Here is a 22,512-nt window from a genome sequence, read left to right as displayed (position 1 = left end):
CAGCGCCTCAGCCATGCAGCGCCTCAGCCGTCCAGCGCCTCGCGCAGCGCGCGCTCGACGCGGGCGGCGAAGCCGGTCACGCGGCCGTGGAGCCCCTCGGCGCGCGACGCGATTCGGTCGCGGTTCAGCAGGTGCGGCGGCCCGGTGCGGATGATGTGCGAGCACGACAGGTCCTCGCAGATATAGGTGCCGATCGAGCTGCCGGTGTCGCCGCCGGGTCCCGCGAGCCGGGCGCTGAACATGCGCACCTGCGTGGCGGGCTGCGTCGAGTGGCACAGGGCGCACATCGCGGCGATGCCGGGCCGCATGCCGCCGGGCGCGGCGCGCACGACGAGGCCGACGAGCCGGTCGCCCTGCCAGAGCACCATGTAGCCGAGCCGCGACGAGTGCGGGTCGCGCCAGCCCAGGTACTCCCGCTCGGCCCAGATCGTCTCGTGGAGTCCGGGGATGGGCAGCTGGTCGAGCTCGCGCGGCGTGGCGTTCACGAAGCACGCCCGGAGCTCGGTCTCGGTCACCTCGCGCATGGCGTCGAGGCTAGCGGACGCCCCTGGACGAGGAGGGGGTTTGCCGCCGTCGGGCCTCCACCCAGGAGAGTCCCGACGGCGGCAAGTCTGTGTCAGGCGGGCAGCAGCTGCCGCGCCTTGGCCATCTGGTCGGCCATGTGCTCGATGACGCGCACGACCTGCGACGAGTAGCCGTACTCGTTGTCGTACCAGACGTAGAGCACGAGGTGCCGGCCGGTCGCGATCGTCGCGAGGCCGTCGACGATGCCCGCCCGGTTGTTGCCGACGAAGTCGGTCGAGACGACCTCGGCGGAGTCGGTGAAGTCGATCTGCGCGCGCAGCGCGCCGGTGAGCGACGTCCGCCGCAGCAGCTCGTTCACCTGGTCGCGGTCGACGGGCCGCTCGAGCGTCAGGTTGAGGATCGCCATCGACACGTCGGGCGTCGGCACGCGGATCGCGTTGCCGGTGAGCTTCCCCTCGAGGGCAGGCAGCGCCTTCGCGACCGCCTTCGCTGCGCCGGTCTCGGTGAGCACCATGTTGAGCGCGGCCGAGCGGCCGCGCCGCGCGCCCTTGTGGAAGTTGTCGATGAGGTTCTGGTCGTTCGTGTACGAGTGCACCGTCTCGACGTGGCCGTGCTCGATGCCGTACGCCTCGTGGACGACCTGCAGCACCGGCGTGATCGCGTTCGTGGTGCACGACGCCGCGGTCACGATGGTGTCGGTCGCGGCGATGTCATCGTGGTTGACGCCGAAGACGATGTTCTTGAGCGGGCTCTTGCCGGGCGCGGTCAGCACGACGCGCTCGACGCCCGGGCGCTCCAGGTGCTGCGCGAGGCCGGCCTCATCGCGCCACCGCCCGGTGTTGTCGACGACGATCGCGCGGTCGATGCCGTGCGCCGCGTAGTCGACCGTGGTCGGGTCGTCGGAGTAGATGACCTGGATGAGCGTGCCGTTCGCGAGGATCGTCGACGCCTCGCGGTCGATCTCGATCGTCCCCTGGAAGGCGCCGTGCACCGAGTCGCGGCGCAGCAGGCTCGCGCGCTTCTCGAGGTCGTCCTCGCCCCCGCGGCGCACCACGATCGCGCGCAGGCGCAGCCCCAGGCCGCTGCCCGCGTGGCCGATGAGGATGCGGGCGAGCAGGCGACCGATGCGGCCGAAGCCGTAGAGCACGACGTCGGTCGAGTCGTCCTGCGACCACGACGGCAGCTCGGCGACGTGCTCGCGCACCCATGCCTCGAAGCCGTCCGCCGGCGCCTCGCCGAGGATCAGCCCGAGGTCGAGGGAGATGCCGCGGAGGCCGAGCTCGTCGACGATGCGCAGCACGCGGATCGAGTCGTCGATGCTCAGCACGCGCTCGTCGACGCGGCGCGCCCACCGGTGCGCCTTCAGGATGTCGACCGGCGACTGGTTGACGAGCTTCTTGCCGTGCACGTGCGTGACGACGTCGCGCTCCCGGTAGAGGCGGCCGAGGATCGGCACCGCGGACTCTGCGAGGGCGAGGCGGTCGAGCCACGCCTGGTGGGCGTTCTCGACTGCAGGGGATGACGTCGTGGGCACATCTTCACGATAGGCAAGGCAGGAGTCGGCCTCGGCCGTTCCGGGCGTCAGGATGCGTCCAACGTCACGGTGGCGAAAGTTCCGCGGAACTTTCCCCCATGCGGCTCAGTCGACGTAGGACTTGCCGAGCTTCCAGTAGCCGGTGAACGTGATGCGGCGCTTGTCGATGCCGCGGTCGCGCACGAGGTGGCGGCGGGCGCCGGTCGCGAGCGACTGCTCCCCCGCGTTGTACGCATAGCCGAACTCCTCGGGCATCCGCAGCCCGCGCAGCTCCTCGAGCGCGGCCTGGCCCTCGCGCACGTCGCCGCGCTCGACCCAGCGGATGTCGATGCCGGCAGGGCGGGCGAACTCCTGGATGTCGTCGCGGTGGCCGATCTCGATGACGGCGGTGCCGCGCGCGTCGTCGGCGAGCGAGCCGCAGATGCCCGCGATGGCCGGGAGCACCGACTCGTCGCCGACCATGAGCACCTCGCCCTCGAGGCCGTCGTCGTTGTAGAGCAGGCCCTCGTCGAGCAGCACGGCGCGCTCGCCCGGTCGTGCGGCGATCGCCCACGCGGCGCCGGGGCCCGGGTCCTCGTGGCAGACGAAGTCGATGTCGAGCTCACCCGAGTCGAGGCGGAAGTCGCGCACCGTGTAGTTGCGGATCCACGGCCGGTGGGATGCGCGCATCGCCAGGTACTGCGGGAACCAGGTCGACGGGCTCTTCGGCACGCGCAGCTCGTCCTGGTCCTCGCGGCGCATGAAGAAGCGGAACCACTGGTCGTAGCCCTGCGGCGTCATCGCGTGCACCTCGTCGCCACCGAGCGTGACGCGTCGGATGTGCGGCGACACCTGCTGGTTGCTGAGCACCTCGAGCTCGACGAACTTCGGTGCGACTGCTGCGACGCGCTCTGGTCCCGCCATGATGCTCCTCGGTGCTTCATCCTGTGGTGCGCCTCAGGTGAGGCAAGCCTTACCTGACAATGTAGCAAAGGGTCGGGACCGCCGTACGATCGAGGGAATGCAGCTCACTCCCCCTCGACGCCTCGCCGCGCTCTTCACCCTCGCGCTCGGCGGATTCGGCATCGGCACCACCGAGTTCGCGACCATGGGCATCCTCCCGCTCGTCGCCGCCGACCTCGTGCCGGGCTTCGGCGCCGATCCGGCGGCCGGCATCGCCCACGCGGGCTGGATCATCACCGCCTACGCGCTCGGCGTCGTCGTGGGCGCCCCGCTCGTGTCGATCTGGGCGGCGCGGATGTCGCAGCGCACGCTCGTGCTGCTGCTCGTGGCCGCGTTCGCGGTCGCCAACCTCGCGAGCGGGCTCATGCCGAGCTTCGAGCTCACGCTCGTCAGCCGCTTCCTCGCAGCGATCCCGCACGGCGCCTACTTCGGCGTCGCCTCGCTGCTCGCGGCGCGCATCATGGGGCCCGGCAGGCAGGGCGCCGGCGTCGCGCTCGCGCTCTCGGGTCTCACGATCGCGAACGTGATCGGCGTGCCGCTCGGCACCTGGCTCGGCCAGGTGGCGGGCTGGCGCTGGACCTACGTCGCGGTCGCCGTCATCTTCGCCGCCACGCTCGCCCTCGCCCTCGCCTTCCTGCCGAGCGTCCCCGGCGACCCGACGCGCAGCGCGCGCCGCGAGCTCACGGCGTTCCGCAACCCGCGGCTGTGGCTCATGATCGCCGTCGCGTGCATCGGCTTCGGCGGCTTCTTCGCCGTCTACTCCTACGCCGCCGAGATCGTCACGCGCGTGGCGCTGCTCCCGGAGTCGGCGATCGCCTGGCTGCTCGCGACCGTCGGCCTCGGCATGACGATCGGCAACATCATCGGCGGCTGGGCGAGCGACAAAAGCATCCGCCGCACGATCATGACCGCGTTCCCCCTCTTCATCGTCACGCTCGTGCTGCTCGCGCTGCTCGGTGCGATGCCGGTCGCGCTCTACGTGCTCGCCTTCTGCTTCGGCGGCTCGAGCTCCGCGCTCATCCCGACCATCCAGGCGCGCATCATCCGCACGGCGGGCGAGGCCGAGCTGCTCGGCGCCGCGACGAATCACGCGGCCTTCAACGTGGGCAACGCGCTCGGCGCGGCGCTCGGCGGCGCGGTCATCGCGGCGGGCTTCGGCTACCTCGCGCCCGCGTGGCTCGGCGTCGTCCTCGCCGCCATCGGCTTCGGGCTCGCGCTCTGGAGCCTGCGCGTCGACCGCGGCCACGACACCGCCGCGCACTCGATCGTCGCCACCGTCCTCGGGCCGACGACCGCAGGCATCGAGGTGATCGACCGATGACCGACGACGCGCAGCGCAGCGACACCTGGTCGACCGTGCTGTGGGACGACGAGGTCACGCTCCAGCCCTACGTCGTGCACGTGCTGATCCACCGGTTCGGGCTCGCCCGCGAGCGCGCGCTCGCGCTCATGGAGCTCGCGCAGCGCGAGGGCCGAGCCGTCGTCGCGCACGGCTCCCGCGAGGAGCAGGAGATGCACGTCGCCGGCCTGCACGGCGACGGGCTGCTCGCGACGCTCGAGCGGGCCGCCTCGTGAAGTCGTGGCAGGCCGACGGCGACGGCGCCGCGTGCTCGATGCTCGCCGAGGAGGCCGACATGCTCGCGACGCTCGGCCGCCAGGTGCTCGGGCTCCACCGCGCCGTCATCGACCGCACGGCCGTCGAGTCCGATCCCGTGATGGCACGGCTCTACCCGGACGCCTACGAGGATGCCGCCGACGCAGCCGAGTTCCGCCGGTTCGCCTCCGGCGACATCGCCTACGCGCGCATGCAGTCGATGACCCGCATGGTCGTCGACCTCGAGTCGGCGCTGCCCACCGAGGAGGGCGGCGACGTCGTGCGCATCGAGGTCGACGCTGAGGGCGCGGATGCGTGGCTGCGTGCGCTCGGTGAGGTGCGGCTCGTGCTCCACGTGCGCACCGGGCAGGACCGGGCAGAGCTGCCCGACGACGTCACCGACGACGACATCGCGCAGCTGCGCGACGTGATCGACTGGGTCGGCTTCGTGCAGGGGACGCTGCTCGAGGCGCTGGATGGGAGGATGCAGGGATGAGGTTCCTGTCGATCCAGTCGCACGTCGCCTACGGCCACGTCGGCAACTCCGCCGCCGTCTTCCCGCTCCAGCGCATCGGCCACGAGGTGTGGCCCGTGCTCACCGTCAACTTCTCCAACCACACGGGCTACGGCTCGTGGGGCGGCCCGCTCATCCCAGCCGATGACGTGCGCGCCGTCGTGCAGGGCATCGAGGACCGCGGCGTGCTCGGCACCGTCGACGGCGTGCTCTCGGGCTACCTCGGCGGCGAGGAGATCGTCGATGTCGTCATCGACGCCGTCGCGCGGGTGAAGGCCGCGAACCCCTCGGCGACCTACACGTGCGACCCCGTGATGGGCAACGCGACCTCTGGCTGCTTCGTCGCGCCGACGATCCCGCCGCTCATCCGCGAGAAGGCGCTCCCCCACGCCGACATCCTCACGCCGAACCAGTTCGAGCTCGGCTTCATGACCGAGACGTCGCCCGACACCATCGACTCGACGCTCGAGTCGGCCGACCGGGTGCGCGACCTCGGACCCCGCACCGTGCTCGTGACGAGCGTGCTGCGGCCGGACCGCGAGGACGACACGATCGAGATGCTCGCCGTCGACGACGAGGGCGCCTGGATCCTGCAGACCCCGCGTCTGCCGTTCAAGGCGAACGGCTCGGGCGACGTCACGAGCGCCGTCTTCACCGCGCACTACCGCGAGACCGGCTCGGCCGCGACGGCGCTCGAGCGCACCGCGTCGAGCGTCTTCGACCTGCTGCAGACGACGCTCGACTCGGGCGAGCGCGAGCTGCGCCTCGTGCAGGCGCAGGACGCGTTCGCGCACCCGCGGATGCAGTTCAGCGCGCGGCAGGTGCGCTAGCTTCACGCTCGTCGAGTAGCAGCCGGCGAAGCCGGCCGCGTATCGAGACGACCTACGTGCGGCGCTCGCGCTTCTCGCGCACGCGCATGTTCACCTGGATCGGCGAGCCCTCGAAGCCGTAGTCCTCGCGCAGGCGACGGGTGATGAAGCGGCGGTACTGCGGGTCGAGGAAGCCGGTCGTGAAGAGCACGAAGGTCGGCGGCCTGGTCGACGCCTGCGTCGCGAAGAGGATGCGCGGCTGCTTGCCGCCGCGCAGCGGGTGCGGGTGGGCGGCGACGATCTCGGCGATGAAGGCGTTGAGCTTGCCCGTCGGGATGCGGGTGTCCCACGACTCGAGCGCCTGCTCGAGCGCGGGCACGAGCTTCTCGAGGTGGCGCCCGGTGCGCGCCGAGATGTTGACGCGCGGCGCCCAGTCGACGTGCGCGAGGTCCTGCTCGATCTCGCGCTCGAGGTAGCGCCGGCGCTCGTCGTCGAGCTGGTCCCACTTGTTGAACGCGAGCACGAGCGCGCGGCCCGACTCGAGCACGAGGTCGACGATGCGCACGTCCTGCTCCGAGAGCGGCTCGGTGACGTCGAGCATCACGACCGCGACCTCGGCCTTCTCGAGCGCGGCCTGCGTGCGGAGCGTCGCGTAGAAGTCGGCGCCCTGCTGCAGGTGCACCCGGCGACGGATGCCGGCCGTGTCGACGAAGCGCCACACCCGGCCGCCGAGCTCGATCTGCTCGTCGACGGGGTCGCGCGTCGTGCCCGCCATCTCGTTGACGACGACGCGCTCCTCGCCGGCCGCCTTGTTGAGGAGGCTCGACTTGCCGACGTTCGGGCGTCCGAGGATGGCGACGCGGCGGGGTCCGCCGATCTCCTCCTTCGCGACCGCCGAGATCTCGGGCAGCTTCTCCATCGCGAGGTCGAGCATGTCGGCGACGCCGCGGCCGTGAACGGCCGAGACCGGGATCGGCTCGCCGAGGCCCAGGCTCCACAGCGACGAGGCCTCGAGGTCCTTGCGCGAGTCGTCCGACTTGTTGGCGACCAGCAGCACGGGCCGGTTCGACTGCCGCAGCATCCGCACGACGTGCTCGTCGGTCGAGGTCGGGCCGACGTTGACGTCGACGACGAAGAGCACCGCGTCGGCGAGGTCGACGGCGATCTCGGCCTGCTGCGCGACCGACTTGTCGATGCCGCGCGCGTCGGGCTCCCAGCCGCCCGTGTCGACGAGCGTGAACTGGCGACCGGACCACTCCGCCTTGTACGAGACGCGGTCGCGCGTGACGCCCGGCGTGTCCTCGACGACGGCCTCGCGGCGGCCCAGGATGCGGTTCACGAGCGCGGACTTGCCCACGTTCGGGCGGCCGACGATCGCGAGCACCGGTAGCGCCGGCATGATGCGGATCGCGTCGGGCCCTGCGTCGGCCAGGTCGAGGAGAGCGGCATCCTCGTCGTCGAGCTCGTAGTCGGCGAGGCCGGCGCGCAGCGCGGAGACGCGTGCCTCCTCGGTCTCGGTGGCGTCGATGGCGTCGTCGGACGCGAAGTTCTCGTCAGTCATGGCTCTCCTCGGTCACGAGGCGCACGATGGCCTCGACCGTCTCGTCGAAGGTCAGGTCGGTGGAGTCGACGACGGTCACGCCGTCGGCTGCGGTCATGAAGTCGGACACCGTCGAGTCGGCGGCGTCGCGGGCGGTCAGCCGGGCGCCGACCTGCTGGTGGTCGCCGCCCACGTCGCCGAAGCGGCGGCGGATGCGCACGGCCTCGTCGGCGGTGAGCAGCACCCGCACGTCGGCGTCGGGCGCGACGACGGTGGTGATGTCGCGACCCTCCGCGACGATGCCGGGCTCGGCGTCGCGGATGATCGCGCGGAAGCGCTCGTTGACGGCGGCGCGCACCGCCTGCACCCGGGCCACGCCCGAGACTGCGGCGGAGATGCGCTCGGTGCGGATCGGCTCGGTCACGTCGTGGCCCGCGATCGTGACGCGCTGACCGGCCGCATCGACGGTGACGTCGACGTCGAGCCCCTCGAGGGCCGCGATGACGGTCGGCTCGTCGTCGGTCGAGCCGCCGCGCTCGAGCACGAGCCAGGCGATCGCCCGGTAGGCGGCGCCGGTGTCGAGGAAGCGGAAGCCGAGCTCGCGCGCGACCGCGCGCGCGACCGACGACTTGCCGCTGCCCGCGGGCCCGTCGATCGCGACGACCGTGCTCGAGCGGCTCATGCGACGACCTGCCAGCCGAGCGCCTCGAGCGCGTCGTGCAGGTGCACGACGGCCTCGGGCAGCACCGTGATCTCGGCGACGCCGAACTGGGCGCCCTCCGCGTGGTCCATCCGCACGTCCTCGAGGTTCACGCCCGCGTCTCCGATGTCGACGAGCAGCCGCGCGAGCTGGCCGGGGCGGTCGTCGACGCGCACCTGCACGCGCGTGAAGCGCGTGTGCGTGCCGTGCTTGCCGGGCAGCCGCGCGACGCCCTCGTTGCCCGCCCGCAGCGCATCCGCGACGGCCTTGCGGCTGCCGGCCGCGTCGACGTCGTCGAGCGCGTCGACGAGCGTCGCGAGGTCGACCTGCAGCGCGCGCAGCTGCTCGACGACCGCGGGCGCGTTCGCGCCGAGGATCTGGATCCACAGCGCCGGGTCGCTCGCCGCGACGCGCGTGACGTCGCGCACGCCGCCGCCCGCGAGGCGGAGCGCCTCGTCGGGCGCGTCGGCCAGGCGCGCGGCCATGAGCGACGACACGAGCTGCGGCACGTGGCTGACGATCGCGACCGAGCGATCGTGCTCGTCGGGGCTCGACTCGATCGGCACCGCGCCGAGGTCGAGGATGAGGTCGTCGACGAGGCTGCCGCGCTCGTAGGAGATGGCGTCGTGGCCGGCGATCACCCACGGGCGCCCGACGAACAGGTCGCCGGAGCCGGCGAGCGCGCCGGAGCGCTCGCGTCCGGCCATCGGGTGCGTGCCGAGGTAGCGGCTGATGTCGGCGCCGAGCTCGCGCAGCTGCGCGAGCGGCACGGCCTTGACCGACGCGACATCGGTGACGACGGCGTCCGGGAAGGCCGCGAGCTCCGCGGCGACGACCTGCGCGGTGACGTCCGGCGGCACAGCCACGACGATGAGCTCCGGGCGATCGCCGTGCTCGGCGAGGCGGCCGGCACCGTAGTCGGCGGCGAGCCGCATCGCGGTCGGGCTCGCGTCGGCGAGCTGCACCTCGACGCCGCGCGCGGCGAGGCCCAGGCCGATCGACGTGCCGAGCAGCCCGGTGCCGACGATGCGCACGGGGCCGCGCAGGCGGTGGGTCACGAGTGCTCCTCGCAGGCGGTGGGGTGGGGGGTCAGCGCTGCGACCTCGAGATCGTGAGGATGGCGCCGCGTTCCATGGTAGTGAGTTCCCGCACCTGCCCCGACCGCAGCGTGCCGAGGTGCAGCGGGCCGAAGCTGCGCCGCACGAGCTCGACCACCGGGTGGCCGACGTGGTCGAGCATCCGGCGCACGATGCGGTTGCGGCCCGAGTGGAGCGTCAGCTCGACCATCGAGTGCCCGCGCGACGGCGTGCCGACGAGCCGCGCCGCGTCGGCGTGGATCTCGCCGTCGTCGAGCTCGAAGCCGTCGAGCAGCCGGCGGATGACCCGCTGGTCGACCGTGCCGCGCACCTTCGCGACGTAGGTCTTCTCGACGCCGAACGAGGGATGCGCGAGCACGTGCGCGAGCTCGCCGTCGTTCGTGAGCAGCAGCAGCCCGGAGGTGTCGGTGTCGAGCCTGCCGACGTTGTACACGCGCTCCTCGATGGGGTCGGTGAACTCGCGCAGGTCCGGCCGCCCCTGCTCGTCGGCCATGGTCGAGACGACCCCGGTCGGCTTGTTGAGCATGAGGTAGCGCTTCGTCGCGTCGAGCTGGATGGCCGTGCCGTCGACGAGCACCTGCGCGTCGGGGCGGATGCGGCTGCCGAGCTCGGTCACGACCGCCCCGTCGACCGAGATGCGGCCGGCGACGATCATGTCCTCGACGACGCGGCGGCTCGCGACGCCCGCGGCGGCGAGCACCTTCTGCAGGCGCTCGCCCTCGGCGCTCGGATCGGTGGGGGTCACAGGCTCAGCTCCTCTTCGCCGTCGGGCAGCAGCGGCGAGATCGGCGGCAGCTCGTCGAGCGAGTTGAGGCCGAGCTGCGTCAGCAGCAGCTCGCTGGTCTCGTAGTGGATCGCGCCCGTCTCGGCGTCGGCGAACGCCTCGCGGATGAGGCCGCGGCCGAGCAGGGTGCGCACGACCGAGTCGACGTTGACGGCGCGGATGGCGGCGACGGCACCGCGGGTGATGGGCTGCTTGTAGGCGATCACGGCGAGCGTCTCGAGCGCCGCCTGCGACAGCCGGGTGGGCTGCTGCGTGAGCACGAAGTCGGCCGCGTCGACGTCGTAGGCGGCGCGCACGTACACGCGCCAGCCGCCGCCGACCTCGCGCAGCTCGAAGCCGCGCTCCGGCCCCTCGCCGAGCCCGTCGTAGTCGGCGCGGAGCGCCTCGATCGCGGCCTTGACGTCCTGCACCGGCGCGCGCAGCGCGGTCGCGAGGTGCACGGCGCCCTGCGGCTCGTCGGCGACCATGAGGATCGCCTCGATGCGCCGCTCGAGCGGCAGGTGCGATCGGTCGGCGACCACCTCGTCGGTCGCCGCATCCGTCTCATGCATGGTCATAGTCTGCCCCCAGCGCGACGAGGTCCTCGTCGCGGAAGTCGTGGCCGGTCCAGCTGATCGAGAGCTCGCCGAGCGGCTCGAGCTGCTCGAAGGTGACGGCGGCGTGGCGGTAGAGCTCGAGCACGGCGAGGAAGCGCGCGACGATGACGCCGCGCGTCGCCTCGCCGGCGATGAGCTCGCGGAAGGTGGTCGTGCCCGACTGCCGCAGCCGCGCCACGATGTGCGCGGCCTGCTCGCGGATCGAGACGAGCGGCGCGTGCAGGTGCGCGAGGCCGACCGTCGGCAGCTCCTTCGGCGTGAGCGCGAGCAGCGCGAGGGCCGCGAAGTCGTCGGCCGAGAGCGTCCACTTGAGCTCCGGCGTGCGCTGCCGGAACCGCTCCTCGAGCCGCACCGAGCGCGCGTGGCGGTTCGACTCCTCGCCGATGCGCTCCGACATCCACAGCGCCGCCTGCTTGAACGCGCGGTACTGCAGCAGCCGCGCGAACAGCAGGTCGCGCGCCTCGAGCAGCGCGACGTCCTCGCTGTCGACGACGTCACCGGCGGGCAGCAGCGAGGCGATCTTGAGGTCGAGCAGGGTCGCGGCGACGACGATGAACTCGCTCGCCTGCTCGAGCTCCTCGTGCGTGTCGAGCGTGCGCACGTAGGCGATGAACTCGTTCGTGACGCGGCCGAGCGAGATCTCGGTCACGTCCATCGACCGGTTGCCGATGAGCGTCAGCAGCAGGTCGAACGGACCGTCGAAGTTGTCGAGCGCGAGGCGGAAGCCGCGAGCCTCTTCCTCAGGCTCGACCTCGTCAGGCGATCGCGCCACGGGCGATCAGCTCGCGCGCGAGCTGGCGGTGCGCCTCGGCGGCCGCATGCTCGGGCGCGAACTGGGTGACGGGCTGGCCGGCGACGGATGCGTCCGGGAACTTCACCGTGCGGCGGATGACGGTCTCGAGCACGATGTCGCCGAAGGCCCCCACCACGCGATCCATGACCTCGCGCGCGTGCAGCGTGCGGGCGTCGTACATCGTGACGAGGATGCCGTCGAGCTGCAGGGCGGGGTTCAGGCGGTCCTGCACCTTGTCGATCGTCTCCTTGAGGAGCGCGACGCCGCGGAGCGCGAAGAACTCGCTCTCGAGCGGGATGAGCACGCCGTGCGCGGCCGTGAGCGCGTTCACCGTCAGCAGGCCGAGCGAGGGCTGGCAGTCGATGAGGATGAGGTCGTAGTCGTCGGCGACCCGGCGCAGCACGCGGGCGAGGATCTGCTCGCGCGCGACCTCGTTGACGAGGTGCACCTCGGCGGCCGAGAGGTCGATGTTCGCGGGGATGACGTCGAGGCCCTCGACGCTCGTGTGCTGGATGGCGTCCTTGGGGTCGAGGCGCGGGTTCAGCAGCAGGTCGTAGATCGTCGTCGCGTCGTGGTTGTCGACGCCGAGTCCCGCGCTCAGCGCGCCCTGCGGGTCGAAGTCGATGGCCAGCACGCGGCGGCCGTACTCGGCGACGGCGGCGCCCAGGTTGATGCTCGTCGTCGTCTTGCCGACGCCGCCCTTCTGGTTGCACATCGTCACGATGCGCGCGGGGCCGTGGCTGCGCAGCGGCTTCGGCTCCGGGAAGTCGCGCATCGGGCGCCCGGTCGGCCCGAGCGCGGGCGCCTCCATGCCGGCCAGGGTCTCGTTGCGCGTGCTCACGCATCCGAGTCTAGGAACGCCCGGCCGCTTCGCCGCGCAGGCCGTCGCGGCGTGTATCTCAACCTCTGGTTGAGCCTCAGGCCCCCGGGAGGGAGGCGTAGAGGTCGACACCGTAGCCGTCGGGATCGGCGACGGTCGCGTATCGCTGTCCCCAGTGGGCGTCCCACGGTTCGCGGATCACGCGGTGGCCGAGCGCCGCGAGCCGGGCGACGACCTCGTCGACCTCCGCGGCGCTGTCGCAGCGCGCCGCGAGGGTGTGGCTCTGGCCCGGCTCCCGCTCGTAGTCCGGCACGAACGAGCGGATGGTCGCCTCGGTGTCCCACATGAGCCGCAGTCCGCCGGGGAGCGTCGCCTCCGCGTGCGGCGCGCTGTCGGCATCGGCGGGGATGTCGAGGCCGAGCTCGCGGTAGAACGCGAGCGTCGCGGGCAGGTCGACCGCGACCATGCCGATGGCGTCGAAGGTGATCATGCGAGCCGCCTCAGCTCCACGGGAAGACGCCGGAGTAGGCGTTGAGCGCCGGCTGCCCGCCGAGGTGGGCGTACAGCACCGTCGAGTCGCGCGGGATGTCGCCGGAGCGCACGAGGTCGATGAGGCCGGCCATCGACTTGCCCTCGTACACGGGGTCGATGATCATCGCCTCGGTGCGGCCGGAGGTGAGGATCGCGTCGATCGTCGAGGCGACGGGGATGCCGTACAGGTCGCCCGCCCACCCCTCGAGCACCGTGATCTCGTCATCGCGCAGCTCGCGCTCGAGCCCGATCAGCGCGGCGGTGTGCCGGGCGATGCGCGCGACCTGGTCGCGGGTCTTCTCGATGGTCGCGGATGCGTCGATGCCGATCACGCGCCGCGGCCGGCCGCCGGCGTCCTCGAGCGCCGCGAAGCCGGCGATCATCCCCGCGTGCGTCGAGCCGGTGACGGTGCAGACCACGATCGTGTCGAAGAAGACGCCGAGCGCGCGCTCCTGCTCGGCCACCTCGTAGGCCCAGCTCGCGAAGCCGAGACCGCCGAGCGGATGCTCGCTCGCGCCCGCCGGGATGCCGTAGGGGGTGCCGCCCGACTCCTCGACCTCGCGCAGCGCCTCCTCCCAGGAGTCGCGGATGCCGATGTCGAAGCCGGCCGGGTCGAGCCGGCTGTCGGCGCCCATGATGCGCGAGAGCAGCAGGTTGCCGACCGTGTCGTTCACCGGGTCGTCCCACTCGACCCACCGCTCCTGCACGAGCCGGCACCTGAGGCCGAGCTTCGCGGCCACCGCCGCGACCTGGCGCGTGTGGTTCGACTGGACGCCGCCGATCGAGACGAGCGTGTCGGCGCCCGAGGCGAGCACGTCGGGCACGATGTACTCGAGCTTGCGGGTCTTGTTGCCGCCGAACGCGAGCCCGGAGCTCACGTCCTCGCGCTTCGCCCAGATGGCGGCGCCGCCGAGGTGCTTCGTGAGGTTCTCGAGCGGGTGCACCGGGCTCGGCCCGAAGGTCAGCGGGTAGCGGTCGAAGTCCGTGATGGCCATGGCCGATGCTATCTAGCGAGCCCTCGGATGCGCGGTCGTGTACATGTCGCGCAGCGTGTCCGCGGTGACATGCGTGTAGATCTGCGTCGTCGCGACGGAGGCGTGCCCGAGCAGCTCCTGCACGACGCGCACGTCGGCGCCGCCCTCGAGCAGGTGCGTCGCGAACGAGTGCCGGAAGGTGTGCGGCGAGACGTGCGGCACCTCCGCCTCCTCGGCGACGCGCTGGATGACCTCCCAGGCGGCCTGCCTGCTGAGGCGGCCGCCGCGGGCGCCGAGCAGCAGCGCGGGCGTGCCGCGCCCCTTCGCCGCGAGCGCCGCCCTCCCCCGCACGAGCCACGCATCCGTGGCGGCGCGCGCGAACGAGCCGACCGGCACGAGGCGCTGCTTGCCGCCCTTGCCGGTGACCTTCACGAGCGACTCGCCGATGTCGTCGACGTCGAGGGCGACGAGCTCCGAGATGCGGGCGCCGGTCGCGTAGAGCAGCTCGAGCAGCGCGCGGTCGCGGAGCGAGGCGGGGTCGTCGCCGACCACCGCGTCGAGCAGCCGCTGCATCTGCGACACCGAGATCGCCTTCGGCAGCCGGGACGGCAGCTTCGGCGGGCGCTGGTCCTTCGCGACGTCGTCGGCGGCGACGCGCTCGTCGACGAGCCAGCGGTGCAGCGCCTTCACGGCCGACAGGTGCCGCGCCACCGACGATGCGGCGAGGCCACGGTCGGCGAGGGACGAGCGGAAGGCGGCGACGTCATCGGCAGAGATCGCCGACGCATCCGTCACGCCGCGCGCCTCGAGCACCTCGAGGTAGCCGGTGAGGTCGCGCCGGTAGGCGGCGATCGTGTGCTTCGACAGGCCGCGCTCGATCGCCAGCTGCCGCAGCAGCCGCTCGACGGCCTGCTGGGGGCTCACCGGTGCAGCGGATGCCAGTCGAACGGCACGTCGACGGGGTGTGCATGGACGCGGTGCGCCTCGAGCCGGTGCGCCGTGCCGCCAGCCGTGCGCATCGCCGCGAGCGCGAGCGCCGCCGACAGCAGGGTCGCGTTGTGGATCCGCATCGCGAGCGCCGCCTCGACGATCTCGTCGAGCGGCACCCAGCGCCGCTCCATCTCGGCCTCCTCGTGGAAGCGGTCGAAGGCGTCGGGCAGCTCGCGCACGTCGGTCGCGAGGTAGACGCGGATGATCTCGGTCGAGCCGCCGCCGCTCGTCGAGACGTCGAGCAGCGTCTGCCAGCCGTCGGCCGCGAGGTCGGTCTCCTCGGCGAGCTCGCGCTTGGCGGCGTCGAGCGGGTCCTCGCCATCCACGTCGAGGAGCCCTGCCGGCAGCTCCCACAGCGTGCCGCCGGCGGGATGCCGGTACTGGTGCACGAGCATGAGCTCGTCGCGCTCGTTGACCGCCGCGATCGCGACGGCACCGGGGTGCACGACGACCTCGCGGCGGATGCGGGTGCCGCCGAGCTCGAACTCCTGCGCCTCGACGTCCCACACCCGGCCGTCGAACAGCCGCTCGCGCGCGAGCACGGGCTGCGCGCCGAGCGCGTCGGCGATCATCAGTCGGTCGCCGCGTCGGTCTCGTCGGTCTCGTCGAACAGCTTCGACGCGCGCTGGCGGTCGAGCGCCGCCGCGACGAGGCCGCGGAAGAGCGGATGCGCGCGGTTCGGCCTGCTGCGCAGCTCGGGGTGCGCCTGCGTGGCGATGTAGAACGGGTGGCCGGGCAGCTCGACGTACTCGACGAGCGTGCCGTCGGGCGACAGGCCGCTGAACGCGAGGCCGGCGGCGCCGATCTCCTCGCGGTAGGCGTTGTTCACCTCGTAGCGGTGGCGGTGGCGCTCGTGCGAGACCTCCTCGCCGTACAGACGGGCGGCGAGCGAGCCCTCGGCGAGCTTCGCCTCGTAGAGGCCGAGGCGCATCGTGCCGCCCAGGTCGCCGCCGTGGATGTGCTGCTCCTGCTCCGCCATCGTCGCGATGACCGGCGCGGGCGTGGCCTCGTCGAACTCGGTCGACGACGCGCCCTCGATGCCGGCGAGGTTGCGCGCCGCCTCGATGACCATGCACTGCAGGCCCAGGCAGATGCCGAGCGTGGGGATCTCGTTCTCGCGCGTGAACTTGAGCGCGCCGAGCTTGCCCTCGATGCCGCGGATGCCGAAGCCGCCGGGGATGATGATGCCGTCGAGGTCGCCGAGCGCGGCCGCAGCGCCCTCGGGCGTCTCGCAGTCGTCCGAGCGCACCCAGCGCACGTTGACCTTCGACTGGTTCGCGAATCCGCCGGCCTTGACCGCCTCGGTCACCGACAGGTAGGCGTCCGGCAGGTCGATGTACTTGCCGACCAGGCCGATCGTGACCTCGTGCTTGGGCTGGTGCACGTTGTCGAGCACGGGCTGCCAGCGCGACCAGTCGATGTCGCCGGCCGTGAGGCCGAGCTGCTGGATGATGTAGGTGTCGAGGCCCTGCTCGGTGAGCATGGTGGGGATGTCGTAGATCGAGGGCTTGTCGATCGCGTTGACGACCGCCTCCTCCTCGACGTCGCACATGAGCGCGATCTTCTTGCGGTTCGAGTCCGAGACCGGGCGGTCGCTGCGCAGCACGAGCGCGTCGGGCTGGATGCCGATCGAGCGCAGCGTCGCGACAGAGTGCTGCGTCGGCTTCGTCTTCTGCTCGCCGGACGCGCCGAGGAACGGCACGAGCGAGACGTGCACGAAGAAGACGTTGCCGCGGCCGAGCTCGTGGCGGATCTGGCGGGCCGACTCGATGAACGGCTGCGACTCGATGTCGCCGACCGTGCCGCCGATCTCGGTGATGATGACGTCGGGCTGCGGGTCGCCCTCCGACTGCAGGCGCATGCGGCGCTTGATCTCGTCGGAGATGTGCGGGATGACCTGCACGGTGTCGCCGAGGTACTCGCCGCGGCGCTCGCGCTCGATGACGCGCGAGTAGATCTGGCCGGTGGTGACGTTGGCCGCCTGCGACAGGTTCACGTCGAGGAAGCGCTCGTAGTGGCCGATGTCGAGGTCGGTCTCGGCGCCGTCGTCGGTCACGAAGACCTCGCCGTGCTGGAACGGGTTCATCGTGCCGGGATCGACGTTGAGGTACGGATCCAGCTTCTGCATCACGACGTGCAGGCCGCGGGCGGTGAGGAGGTTGCCGAGCGATGCGGCGGTGAGCCCCTTGCCGAGCGACGAGACGACACCACCCGTGACGAAGATCTGCTTGGTCACCTTGGGTCTGGCGGCGGTCCCGTTTGCACTTTGGTTCACGGGCTTCGAGCCTATCCCACGACGGTGCTGTGAGCCAGCAGCTCGAGGGCGTGGGCGAGGGCCGTGTCGGATGCGCTGCCCGACAGCATGCGGGCGAGCTCGGCCAGGCGCTCGTCGCCCTCCACCAGGGCGACCTGCGACGCGGTGATGCGGCCGTCGGTGCCCTTCACGACGCGCACGTGGCTCTCGGCGAAGGCGGCGACCTGCGCGAGGTGCGTGACGACGATCACCTGGCAGTGCTGCGCGAGCCGCGCGAGCCGGCGGCCGATCTCGGTCGCGGCAGCGCCGCCGACGCCCGCGTCGACCTCGTCGAAGACCATGGTGGGCACGCTCTCGTCGGCGAGCGCGACCTCGATCGCGAGCATGATGCGGCTGAGCTCGCCGCCGGACGCGCCCTTCTGCACCGGGCGCGGGTCGGCTCCAGGATGCGGGGCGAGCAGCATCGTGACGCGGTCGCGGCCGTGCGCGCCGAGCTCGGGCAGCTGCTCGACCTCGACGACGAGCCGCGCGTCGGGCATCGCGAGCGCGCGCAGCTCCGCGCCGACCGCCTGCTCGAGGTGGCGGGCGGCGTCGTGCCGCATCGCGCTCAGCCGGTCGGCGACCGCGGTCGCGGCCTCGAGGTGGGCCGCCTCCTCGGCGTCGAGCCGCGCGAGCTCCGCGTCGTCGCCCTCGAGCTCCACGAGCCGGAGCGCCGCGGCGGGTGCCGCCTCGAGCGCCTCGTCGAGCGGCCTGCCGATGCGCCGCTCGAGCGCCGTCAGCGCCGCGCGCCGCTCCTGCACCTCGTCGAGGCTGCGCTCGGGGCGCTCGAGGTCGTCGAGCGCGCGGACGATCGCCGACGACGCCTCCTGCAGCAGCGCATCCGCCTGCACGAGCAGGTCGAGCGCGTCGGCGAGGGAGCCGTCGTCGCCGGCCGCGCGCTCGACGAGGCGCCGCGCGTGCCCTGCGAGCGTCACCGCGTCCGGCTCGTCCTCGTCGTTCGCGAGTGCGGCGCGCGCCTCGGCGAGCTGCAGCCGCAGCCCCTCGGCATGCTCGAGCCGATGCGCGAGCGCTGCGAGCGCGTCCTGCTCCCCCGGCTGCGGGTCGACGGCCTCGAGGTCCTCGAGCTCGACCCGGATCGTGTCGGCCTCAGCCGCGCGCGCGTCGTGCTCGGCGCGGATGCGCGCTGCCGCGTCGCGCGCGTCTGCCCAGGCCGCGTGCTCCGCCCGGTACTCGGCGAGCAGCGCGCGGAGCGGCTCGCCTGCCGCGCGGTCGAGCGCATCCGCCTGCGCCTCCGCGGAGCGCAGCCGCTGCTGGTCGGACTGGCCGTGCACCGCGACGAGCCGGTCGGCGAGCTCGCGGAGGAGCCCTGCGGGCACGGCGGCACCGCCGGCCTGCGCTCGGGACCTGCCGGCACCATCCCCCGTGCGGGTGAGTGCGCGGCCGAGGATGAGCTCGCCGTCGTCGATGCTGCCGCCCGCGTCCTCGACGAGCGCGACCGCCTCCGCGTCGTCGACGATCCAGACGCCCTGCACCGCCGCGCGCTCCTCGCCGGCGCGGATGACGCCCGCGTCGGCGCGCTCGCCGCGCAGCAGCGCGAGCGCCTGCACGAGCATCGTCTTGCCCGCGCCCGTCTCGCCGGTGATGGCGGTGAAGCCCGCGCCCACCGGCACGCGGGCCTCGTCGATCACGCCCAGCGAGCGGATCGTCAGCTCGTCGAGGCGGGTCACGGTCGCGGCCGCCGGAAGCCCTCGACGGGCAGGTGGAACTTCGCGACCAGCCGGTCGGCGAACGGTGCCCGAGAGAGGCGCGCGAGGCGCAGCGGACGCGCGTCGCGGGTCGCCTCGATGCGCGAGCCCTGCGGGAGCGGGAACGAGCGGCGCGAGTCGCACCACAGCATCGCCGCGCTCGTGGAGTCCTCCGCGATCGTCACCGCGAGCGTCGACGTGGGCGCGACGACGAGCGGCCGGGTGAAGAGGGCGTGCGCGCCGAGCGGCACGAGCAGCAGCACCTCGGCGGTCGGCCAGACGATCGGGCCGCCGGCCGAGAACGAGTAGGCGGTCGAGCCCGTCGGGGTCGCGAGCAGCACGGCGTCGGTTCCGAACGACGAGATGGGGCGCCCGTCGATCTCGAGCAGCGTCGAGATCATGCGGCCGGCGCCGACCTTCTCGATCGCCGCCTCGTTGACCGCCCACGTCTCATGCACGAGCTCGCCGTCGTCGAAGACGCGCACGCGCAGCGTCAGCCGCTGCTCGACCTCGTAGTCGCGCAGCAGCGCGCGCTCGACCACCTCGGCGGTCTCGGCGACCTCGGCCTCCGCGAGGAAGCCGACGTGTCCGAGGTTGATGCCCAGCAGTGGCGCCCCGATCTCGCGCTGCAGCTCGGCTGCGCGCAGGATCGTGCCGTCGCCGCCGAGGGTCATGATGAGCTCGACCTCGTGCTCGTCGCCGGGGTGGTGCGGCTCGACCGCGTCGAGGCCGTCGCGGCTGGCAAGCAGCACGGCGCGGTCCTCGCCGAGCACGACCGGGATGACGCCCGCCTGAAGCAGGCGGGCGGCGATGGACGCGGCCGTCGCGACGGCCTCCTCCCGTCCGGGGTGGAACGCGAGCAGGAACCTGCGGTCGCTCACCGTGCCTCCCTCGACAGTCGTGCGGATGCGTCCAGCCATTCTGTCGGATTCGCCCCGCCCGTCGCCGTGAGGTGCGCGAGGTACTCGAGGTTGCCGCGCGCCCCCAAGATCGGGCTGCCGATGAGGCCAGCGGTGCCGAGCCCCGCATCCCACGCCGACCACAGCACCTGCTCGATCGCCTGCGCGCGCAGCCCCGGATCGGTGACGATGCCCTCGCGCACGCCCGTCCTGCCAACCTCGAACTGCGGCTTGATGAGCACGATCCAGTCGGCGTCGGGCGCTGCGACGCCGCGGAGCGGCGGGATGGCGAGGCCAAGGGAGATGAACGAGAGGTCGGCCGTGACGATCGTCGGCGGCGGCGCGATCGCGCCGGGTTGCAGGTCGCGCACGTTCATGCCCTCGATGAGCGTGATGGGATGCGCCGCGACGTCGAGCTGGAACTGGTCGTGCCCGACGTCGAGCGCCGTGACGTGCTCGGCGCCCCGCGCGAGCAGCACCTGGGTGAAGCCGCCCGTCGAGGCCCCGGCGTCGAGGGCGCGACGTCCGGCCGGATCGACCGCGAACGCGTCGAGCGCGGCGAGCAGCTTGTGCGCCGCGCGCGAGACCCAGGCATCGCCGCCGGAGACCGCGACGTCCGCATCGGCCGCGACCCTGTGGCTCGGCTTCAGGACCGTCCGGCCGTCGACCGCGACGAGCCCCTCGGCGATGCGCTGCTGCGCCTGCGTGCGGCTGCGCACGAGGCCGCGCTCGACGAGCGCCTGGTCGAGCCGGACGGCGCCGGCACCGGGCTCGTCAGCCACGCACCGCGCCGAGCTCGGCCTGCAGCCGGTCGTGGATGCGGGCGAGCTGGTCGGCGCGCTCCTCGAGCGGCTGCTGCTCGAGCAGGTCGAGCTCGTCGACGAGTCCGTCGACCGCGCTGTCGTGGTCGGTCATGCCTCCGAGGCTAGCGAATCGATCGCGGCGAGCTCGTCGGCGCGCGAGAGCCGCGTCGGGGTGTCGCGACCCGGGCCGAGGGCTCGCTCGTCGACGAGCGCCGCCTCGAGCGTCGCCCGCAGCGCGCGGTGCGTCCCGCCCGCCGCGCGGTAGCGGGCGCTCGAGCGCTGGGCGTGCGAGGCGATCGCCGCGGGCAGCGTGAGCGGCAGCGCGCGCGGCCCCGCCCAGTGCCCGATGTCGAGCGCGGCCAGTGCGTCGTCCGAGGCGAGCACGAGCTCGCCCGAGTGGCCCGTGAGCTCCCTGGCCGTCGCGATGAGCCGGTGCAGCGTCATCTCGGCGCCGACCGCGTTCACGACGTCGCTGCGCTCGGGTGCGCGTTCCACCAGGAACGCGGCGAGGTCGCGCACGTCGATCGTCTGCGTCGGCTGGTCCCGGGCAGGCACGAGCACCGGTCCGGTGCCGGCGAGCGCGAGCCTGCCGACCCAGTACCCGAAGCGCCCGCTCGGGTCGCCGGGCCCGCCGATGAGCCCCGGCCGGACGATGGCGAGCCGCTCGCCGAGCCGTGCGCGGGCGGCGCGCTCGATCCAGGCCTTCGCCCCGGCGTAGTCGTCGCCGGAGGCGTCCTCGGGCACGAGGTCGTCGTCCTCGTCGGCGCCGACGGGCGCACCCTCCACGCGCTGCGCCGAGACCGACGAGACGAACGTCCAGTGCCGCACCCGGTCGCCGAGCTCGTCGAGCGCGCCGGCTGCGTGCGCGGGCACGCTGGTGACGTCGACGACCTCGTCCCACTCCCCCTCGAGCGCGTCGTAGGCGCCGTCGCGGTCGCGGTCGCCCACCACGAGGTGGGCGCCGTCGGCGACCGGTTCGCCGGTCCCGCGCGCGAGGCACACCACCTCGGCGCCCCGCGCGACATGGCCGGACGCGATGAGCGCACCGAGCCAGCGCGTGCCGCCCAGCACGAGCACGCGCCGGGGAATCGTCAATCGACGCCCGCTGCCCGCGCAGCAGCGACCGCGCTGCCGATCCCCTCGAGCCACGCGTCACCGTGGCCGGGCAGCACCGCCTTCGCTCCCGTGCCCTCCAGCACATCGAGCGACGCGAGCGCGAGCTCCGGATCGTTCGTGGCAGCCGCCGCGACGACGCGCGGACCCGTCTTGGCCGTGTAGGGGTCGAGGGTGACCAGGGCGTCGCCCACGATGACCGCATCGCGGTCGGGCAGGTGTAGGGCGACGTGCCCGTCGGTGTGCCCGGGCGTCGCGAGCACGCGCGGCGCGCCAGGCACGTCGAGCGTCGTGCCGTGCTCGAGCGCGGTGTGCTCGCGGATGCCCTGGACGCCCAACGCCCCGACGTTCACCATCGCGGTGAGGATCGGCAGCGCCGCCGGGAAGCGGAGCGGATAGAGCAGCCTCGGCCGCGCCTGCCGATAGCTGTAGGGATGCGCCGCGATCGGCGCGTCCGCTGGGTGGAGCCAGATCGGCACACCCGCGTCGCGGAGCCCGGCGGCCATCCCGAGGTGGTCGAAGTGCGCGTGCGTCAGCACGAGGGCTCGCACATCCGCGGGGCTGCGGCCGATCGCCGCGAGCGCCCGCCCGAGGTGCCGATGGCTCGAGGGGAAGAGCGCGTCGACGAGGGTGATCGCACCGCCGTCGTCGATGAGGTACGCGTTCGTGGAGGCGTGCTGCAGCATGTGCACGCCCGGTGCGATGTCGCGGCGGAGCACCGCGCGCTGCCGGCGCCGCACGGCACCGAGCGGTCGTTCCGAGGGAGTGGTTCTGCTCATGGCCCCCATCCCACTCCAGCGGCCTGACAACCGCCAGAGCGCTCCTCGGAAGCGGGCATGAAAAAAGGGGCCCCAGATGAATCTGGGGCCCCTTTCCAAGGTAAGTCCGGCGGTGTCCTACTCTCCCACAGGGTCCCCCCTGCAGTACCATCGGCGCTGAGAGCCTTAGCTTCCGG

25 protein-coding genes and 1 rRNA gene are annotated in these 22,512 nt (G+C 72.8%); 4 read left to right on the top strand and 22 right to left on the bottom strand.

The window, feature by feature from the left end; all coding sequences use genetic code 11:
- Positions 1-23: 23 nt before the first annotated feature.
- The 3 genes from ACVWW9_RS10350 to ACVWW9_RS10340 form a co-directional block, all read right to left on the bottom strand.
- Entirely contained in the window at positions 24-524 is a 501-nt protein-coding gene (locus ACVWW9_RS10350) for an FBP domain-containing protein (protein WP_123697576.1), read from the bottom strand.
- Between the two features lie 92 nt (positions 525-616).
- Positions 617-2,059 (bottom strand): glyceraldehyde-3-phosphate dehydrogenase, encoded by a 1,443-nt coding sequence (locus ACVWW9_RS10345; RefSeq protein ID WP_456515441.1) that lies wholly within the window; start codon positions 2,057-2,059, stop codon positions 617-619.
- 105 nt (positions 2,060-2,164) lie between these two features.
- Complete coding sequence (locus ACVWW9_RS10340) at positions 2,165-2,962, bottom strand: siderophore-interacting protein (RefSeq protein WP_456515440.1); 798 nt, start codon at positions 2,960-2,962, stop codon at positions 2,165-2,167.
- 97 nt (positions 2,963-3,059) lie between these two features.
- Between ACVWW9_RS10340 and ACVWW9_RS10335 the strand changes: the two genes are divergently transcribed.
- From ACVWW9_RS10335 to pdxY, 4 genes are read left to right on the top strand one after another with little or no spacing between them, the layout of a single operon-like run.
- Positions 3,060-4,322, top strand: coding sequence for an MFS transporter (locus ACVWW9_RS10335; protein WP_456515439.1), 1,263 nt, complete (start codon positions 3,060-3,062; stop codon positions 4,320-4,322).
- Positions 4,319-4,576, top strand: a complete 258-nt coding sequence (locus ACVWW9_RS10330) for an ATP-dependent Clp protease adaptor ClpS (RefSeq protein ID WP_456515438.1) — start codon at positions 4,319-4,321, stop codon at positions 4,574-4,576. The genes ACVWW9_RS10335 and ACVWW9_RS10330 overlap by 4 nt, the downstream gene beginning before the upstream one ends.
- Entirely contained in the window at positions 4,573-5,091 is a 519-nt protein-coding gene (locus ACVWW9_RS10325; RefSeq protein ID WP_456515437.1) for a DUF2017 family protein, read from the top strand. Before ACVWW9_RS10330 ends, ACVWW9_RS10325 begins: the two co-directional genes overlap by 4 nt.
- Positions 5,088-5,939: a pyridoxal kinase PdxY gene (pdxY, locus tag ACVWW9_RS10320; RefSeq protein WP_354261457.1), complete on the top strand. Its 852-nt coding sequence runs from the start codon at positions 5,088-5,090 to the stop codon at positions 5,937-5,939. The genes ACVWW9_RS10325 and pdxY overlap by 4 nt, the downstream gene beginning before the upstream one ends.
- A 52-nt stretch (positions 5,940-5,991) precedes the next feature.
- Here the strand turns inward: pdxY and der are convergent, their stop codons facing one another.
- The 19 genes from der to rrf form a co-directional block, all read right to left on the bottom strand.
- Positions 5,992-7,479 (bottom strand): ribosome biogenesis GTPase Der, encoded by a 1,488-nt coding sequence (der, locus tag ACVWW9_RS10315; RefSeq protein WP_456515436.1) that lies wholly within the window; start codon positions 7,477-7,479, stop codon positions 5,992-5,994.
- Positions 7,472-8,140, bottom strand: a complete 669-nt coding sequence (gene cmk, locus ACVWW9_RS10310; protein ID WP_123697568.1) for a (d)CMP kinase — start codon at positions 8,138-8,140, stop codon at positions 7,472-7,474. The genes der and cmk overlap by 8 nt, the downstream gene beginning before the upstream one ends.
- A complete protein-coding gene (locus ACVWW9_RS10305) occupies positions 8,137-9,216 on the bottom strand; it encodes a prephenate dehydrogenase (protein WP_456515435.1) in 1,080 nt (359 codons plus the stop codon). Before ACVWW9_RS10305 ends, cmk begins: the two co-directional genes overlap by 4 nt.
- Before the next feature lie 31 nt (positions 9,217-9,247).
- The gene (locus ACVWW9_RS10300) at positions 9,248-10,000 is read right to left on the bottom strand and encodes a pseudouridine synthase (protein ID WP_245989845.1); all 753 of its coding nucleotides are present in this window, start codon (positions 9,998-10,000) and stop codon (positions 9,248-9,250) included.
- Positions 9,997-10,596 (bottom strand): SMC-Scp complex subunit ScpB, encoded by a 600-nt coding sequence (scpB, locus tag ACVWW9_RS10295; RefSeq protein ID WP_456515434.1) that lies wholly within the window; start codon positions 10,594-10,596, stop codon positions 9,997-9,999. Before scpB ends, ACVWW9_RS10300 begins: the two co-directional genes overlap by 4 nt.
- A complete protein-coding gene (locus ACVWW9_RS10290) occupies positions 10,583-11,407 on the bottom strand; it encodes a segregation and condensation protein A (protein ID WP_456515433.1) in 825 nt (274 codons plus the stop codon). The genes scpB and ACVWW9_RS10290 overlap by 14 nt, the downstream gene beginning before the upstream one ends.
- Entirely contained in the window at positions 11,391-12,239 is an 849-nt protein-coding gene (locus tag ACVWW9_RS10285; RefSeq protein ID WP_123698533.1) for a ParA family protein, read from the bottom strand. The genes ACVWW9_RS10290 and ACVWW9_RS10285 overlap by 17 nt, the downstream gene beginning before the upstream one ends.
- 106 nt (positions 12,240-12,345) lie before the next feature.
- Entirely contained in the window at positions 12,346-12,738 is a 393-nt protein-coding gene (locus ACVWW9_RS10280; protein ID WP_456515432.1) for a VOC family protein, read from the bottom strand.
- A gap of 10 nt (positions 12,739-12,748) precedes the next feature.
- Positions 12,749-13,774 carry a 1-aminocyclopropane-1-carboxylate deaminase gene (locus ACVWW9_RS10275; protein ID WP_456515431.1) on the bottom strand — a complete coding sequence of 342 codons (1,026 nt, stop codon included), beginning with the start codon at positions 13,772-13,774 and terminating at the stop codon, positions 12,749-12,751.
- A gap of 12 nt (positions 13,775-13,786) precedes the next feature.
- The gene (gene xerD / locus ACVWW9_RS10270; RefSeq protein ID WP_456515430.1) at positions 13,787-14,677 is read right to left on the bottom strand and encodes a site-specific tyrosine recombinase XerD; all 891 of its coding nucleotides are present in this window, start codon (positions 14,675-14,677) and stop codon (positions 13,787-13,789) included.
- A complete protein-coding gene (locus ACVWW9_RS10265; protein WP_456515429.1) occupies positions 14,674-15,315 on the bottom strand; it encodes an NUDIX domain-containing protein in 642 nt (213 codons plus the stop codon). The genes xerD and ACVWW9_RS10265 overlap by 4 nt, the downstream gene beginning before the upstream one ends.
- Positions 15,315-16,979 carry a CTP synthase gene (locus ACVWW9_RS10260; protein WP_170165604.1) on the bottom strand — a complete coding sequence of 555 codons (1,665 nt, stop codon included), beginning with the start codon at positions 16,977-16,979 and terminating at the stop codon, positions 15,315-15,317. The genes ACVWW9_RS10265 and ACVWW9_RS10260 overlap by 1 nt, the downstream gene beginning before the upstream one ends.
- Before the next feature lie 50 nt (positions 16,980-17,029).
- Positions 17,030-18,724: a DNA repair protein RecN gene (gene recN / locus ACVWW9_RS10255; protein WP_456515428.1), complete on the bottom strand. Its 1,695-nt coding sequence runs from the start codon at positions 18,722-18,724 to the stop codon at positions 17,030-17,032.
- Positions 18,721-19,623 carry an NAD kinase gene (locus ACVWW9_RS10250; protein ID WP_456515427.1) on the bottom strand — a complete coding sequence of 301 codons (903 nt, stop codon included), beginning with the start codon at positions 19,621-19,623 and terminating at the stop codon, positions 18,721-18,723. Before ACVWW9_RS10250 ends, recN begins: the two co-directional genes overlap by 4 nt.
- Positions 19,620-20,423, bottom strand: coding sequence for a TlyA family RNA methyltransferase (locus ACVWW9_RS10245; protein WP_456515426.1), 804 nt, complete (start codon positions 20,421-20,423; stop codon positions 19,620-19,622). The genes ACVWW9_RS10250 and ACVWW9_RS10245 overlap by 4 nt, the downstream gene beginning before the upstream one ends.
- Positions 20,416-20,556 carry a hypothetical protein gene (locus ACVWW9_RS10240; RefSeq protein ID WP_170165603.1) on the bottom strand — a complete coding sequence of 47 codons (141 nt, stop codon included), beginning with the start codon at positions 20,554-20,556 and terminating at the stop codon, positions 20,416-20,418. Before ACVWW9_RS10240 ends, ACVWW9_RS10245 begins: the two co-directional genes overlap by 8 nt.
- A complete protein-coding gene (locus ACVWW9_RS10235) occupies positions 20,553-21,539 on the bottom strand; it encodes an NAD-dependent epimerase/dehydratase family protein (protein ID WP_456515425.1) in 987 nt (328 codons plus the stop codon). The genes ACVWW9_RS10240 and ACVWW9_RS10235 overlap by 4 nt, the downstream gene beginning before the upstream one ends.
- A complete protein-coding gene (locus ACVWW9_RS10230) occupies positions 21,536-22,336 on the bottom strand; it encodes an MBL fold metallo-hydrolase (protein ID WP_456515424.1) in 801 nt (266 codons plus the stop codon). Before ACVWW9_RS10230 ends, ACVWW9_RS10235 begins: the two co-directional genes overlap by 4 nt.
- A 104-nt stretch (positions 22,337-22,440) precedes the next feature.
- Positions 22,441-22,512, bottom strand: a 5S ribosomal RNA gene (gene rrf, locus ACVWW9_RS10225); the annotation flags it as partial.

It is taken from the genome of Agrococcus sp. UYP33 (genome assembly GCF_054060915.1).
This window is presented reverse-complemented; position numbering and strand designations above follow the sequence as displayed.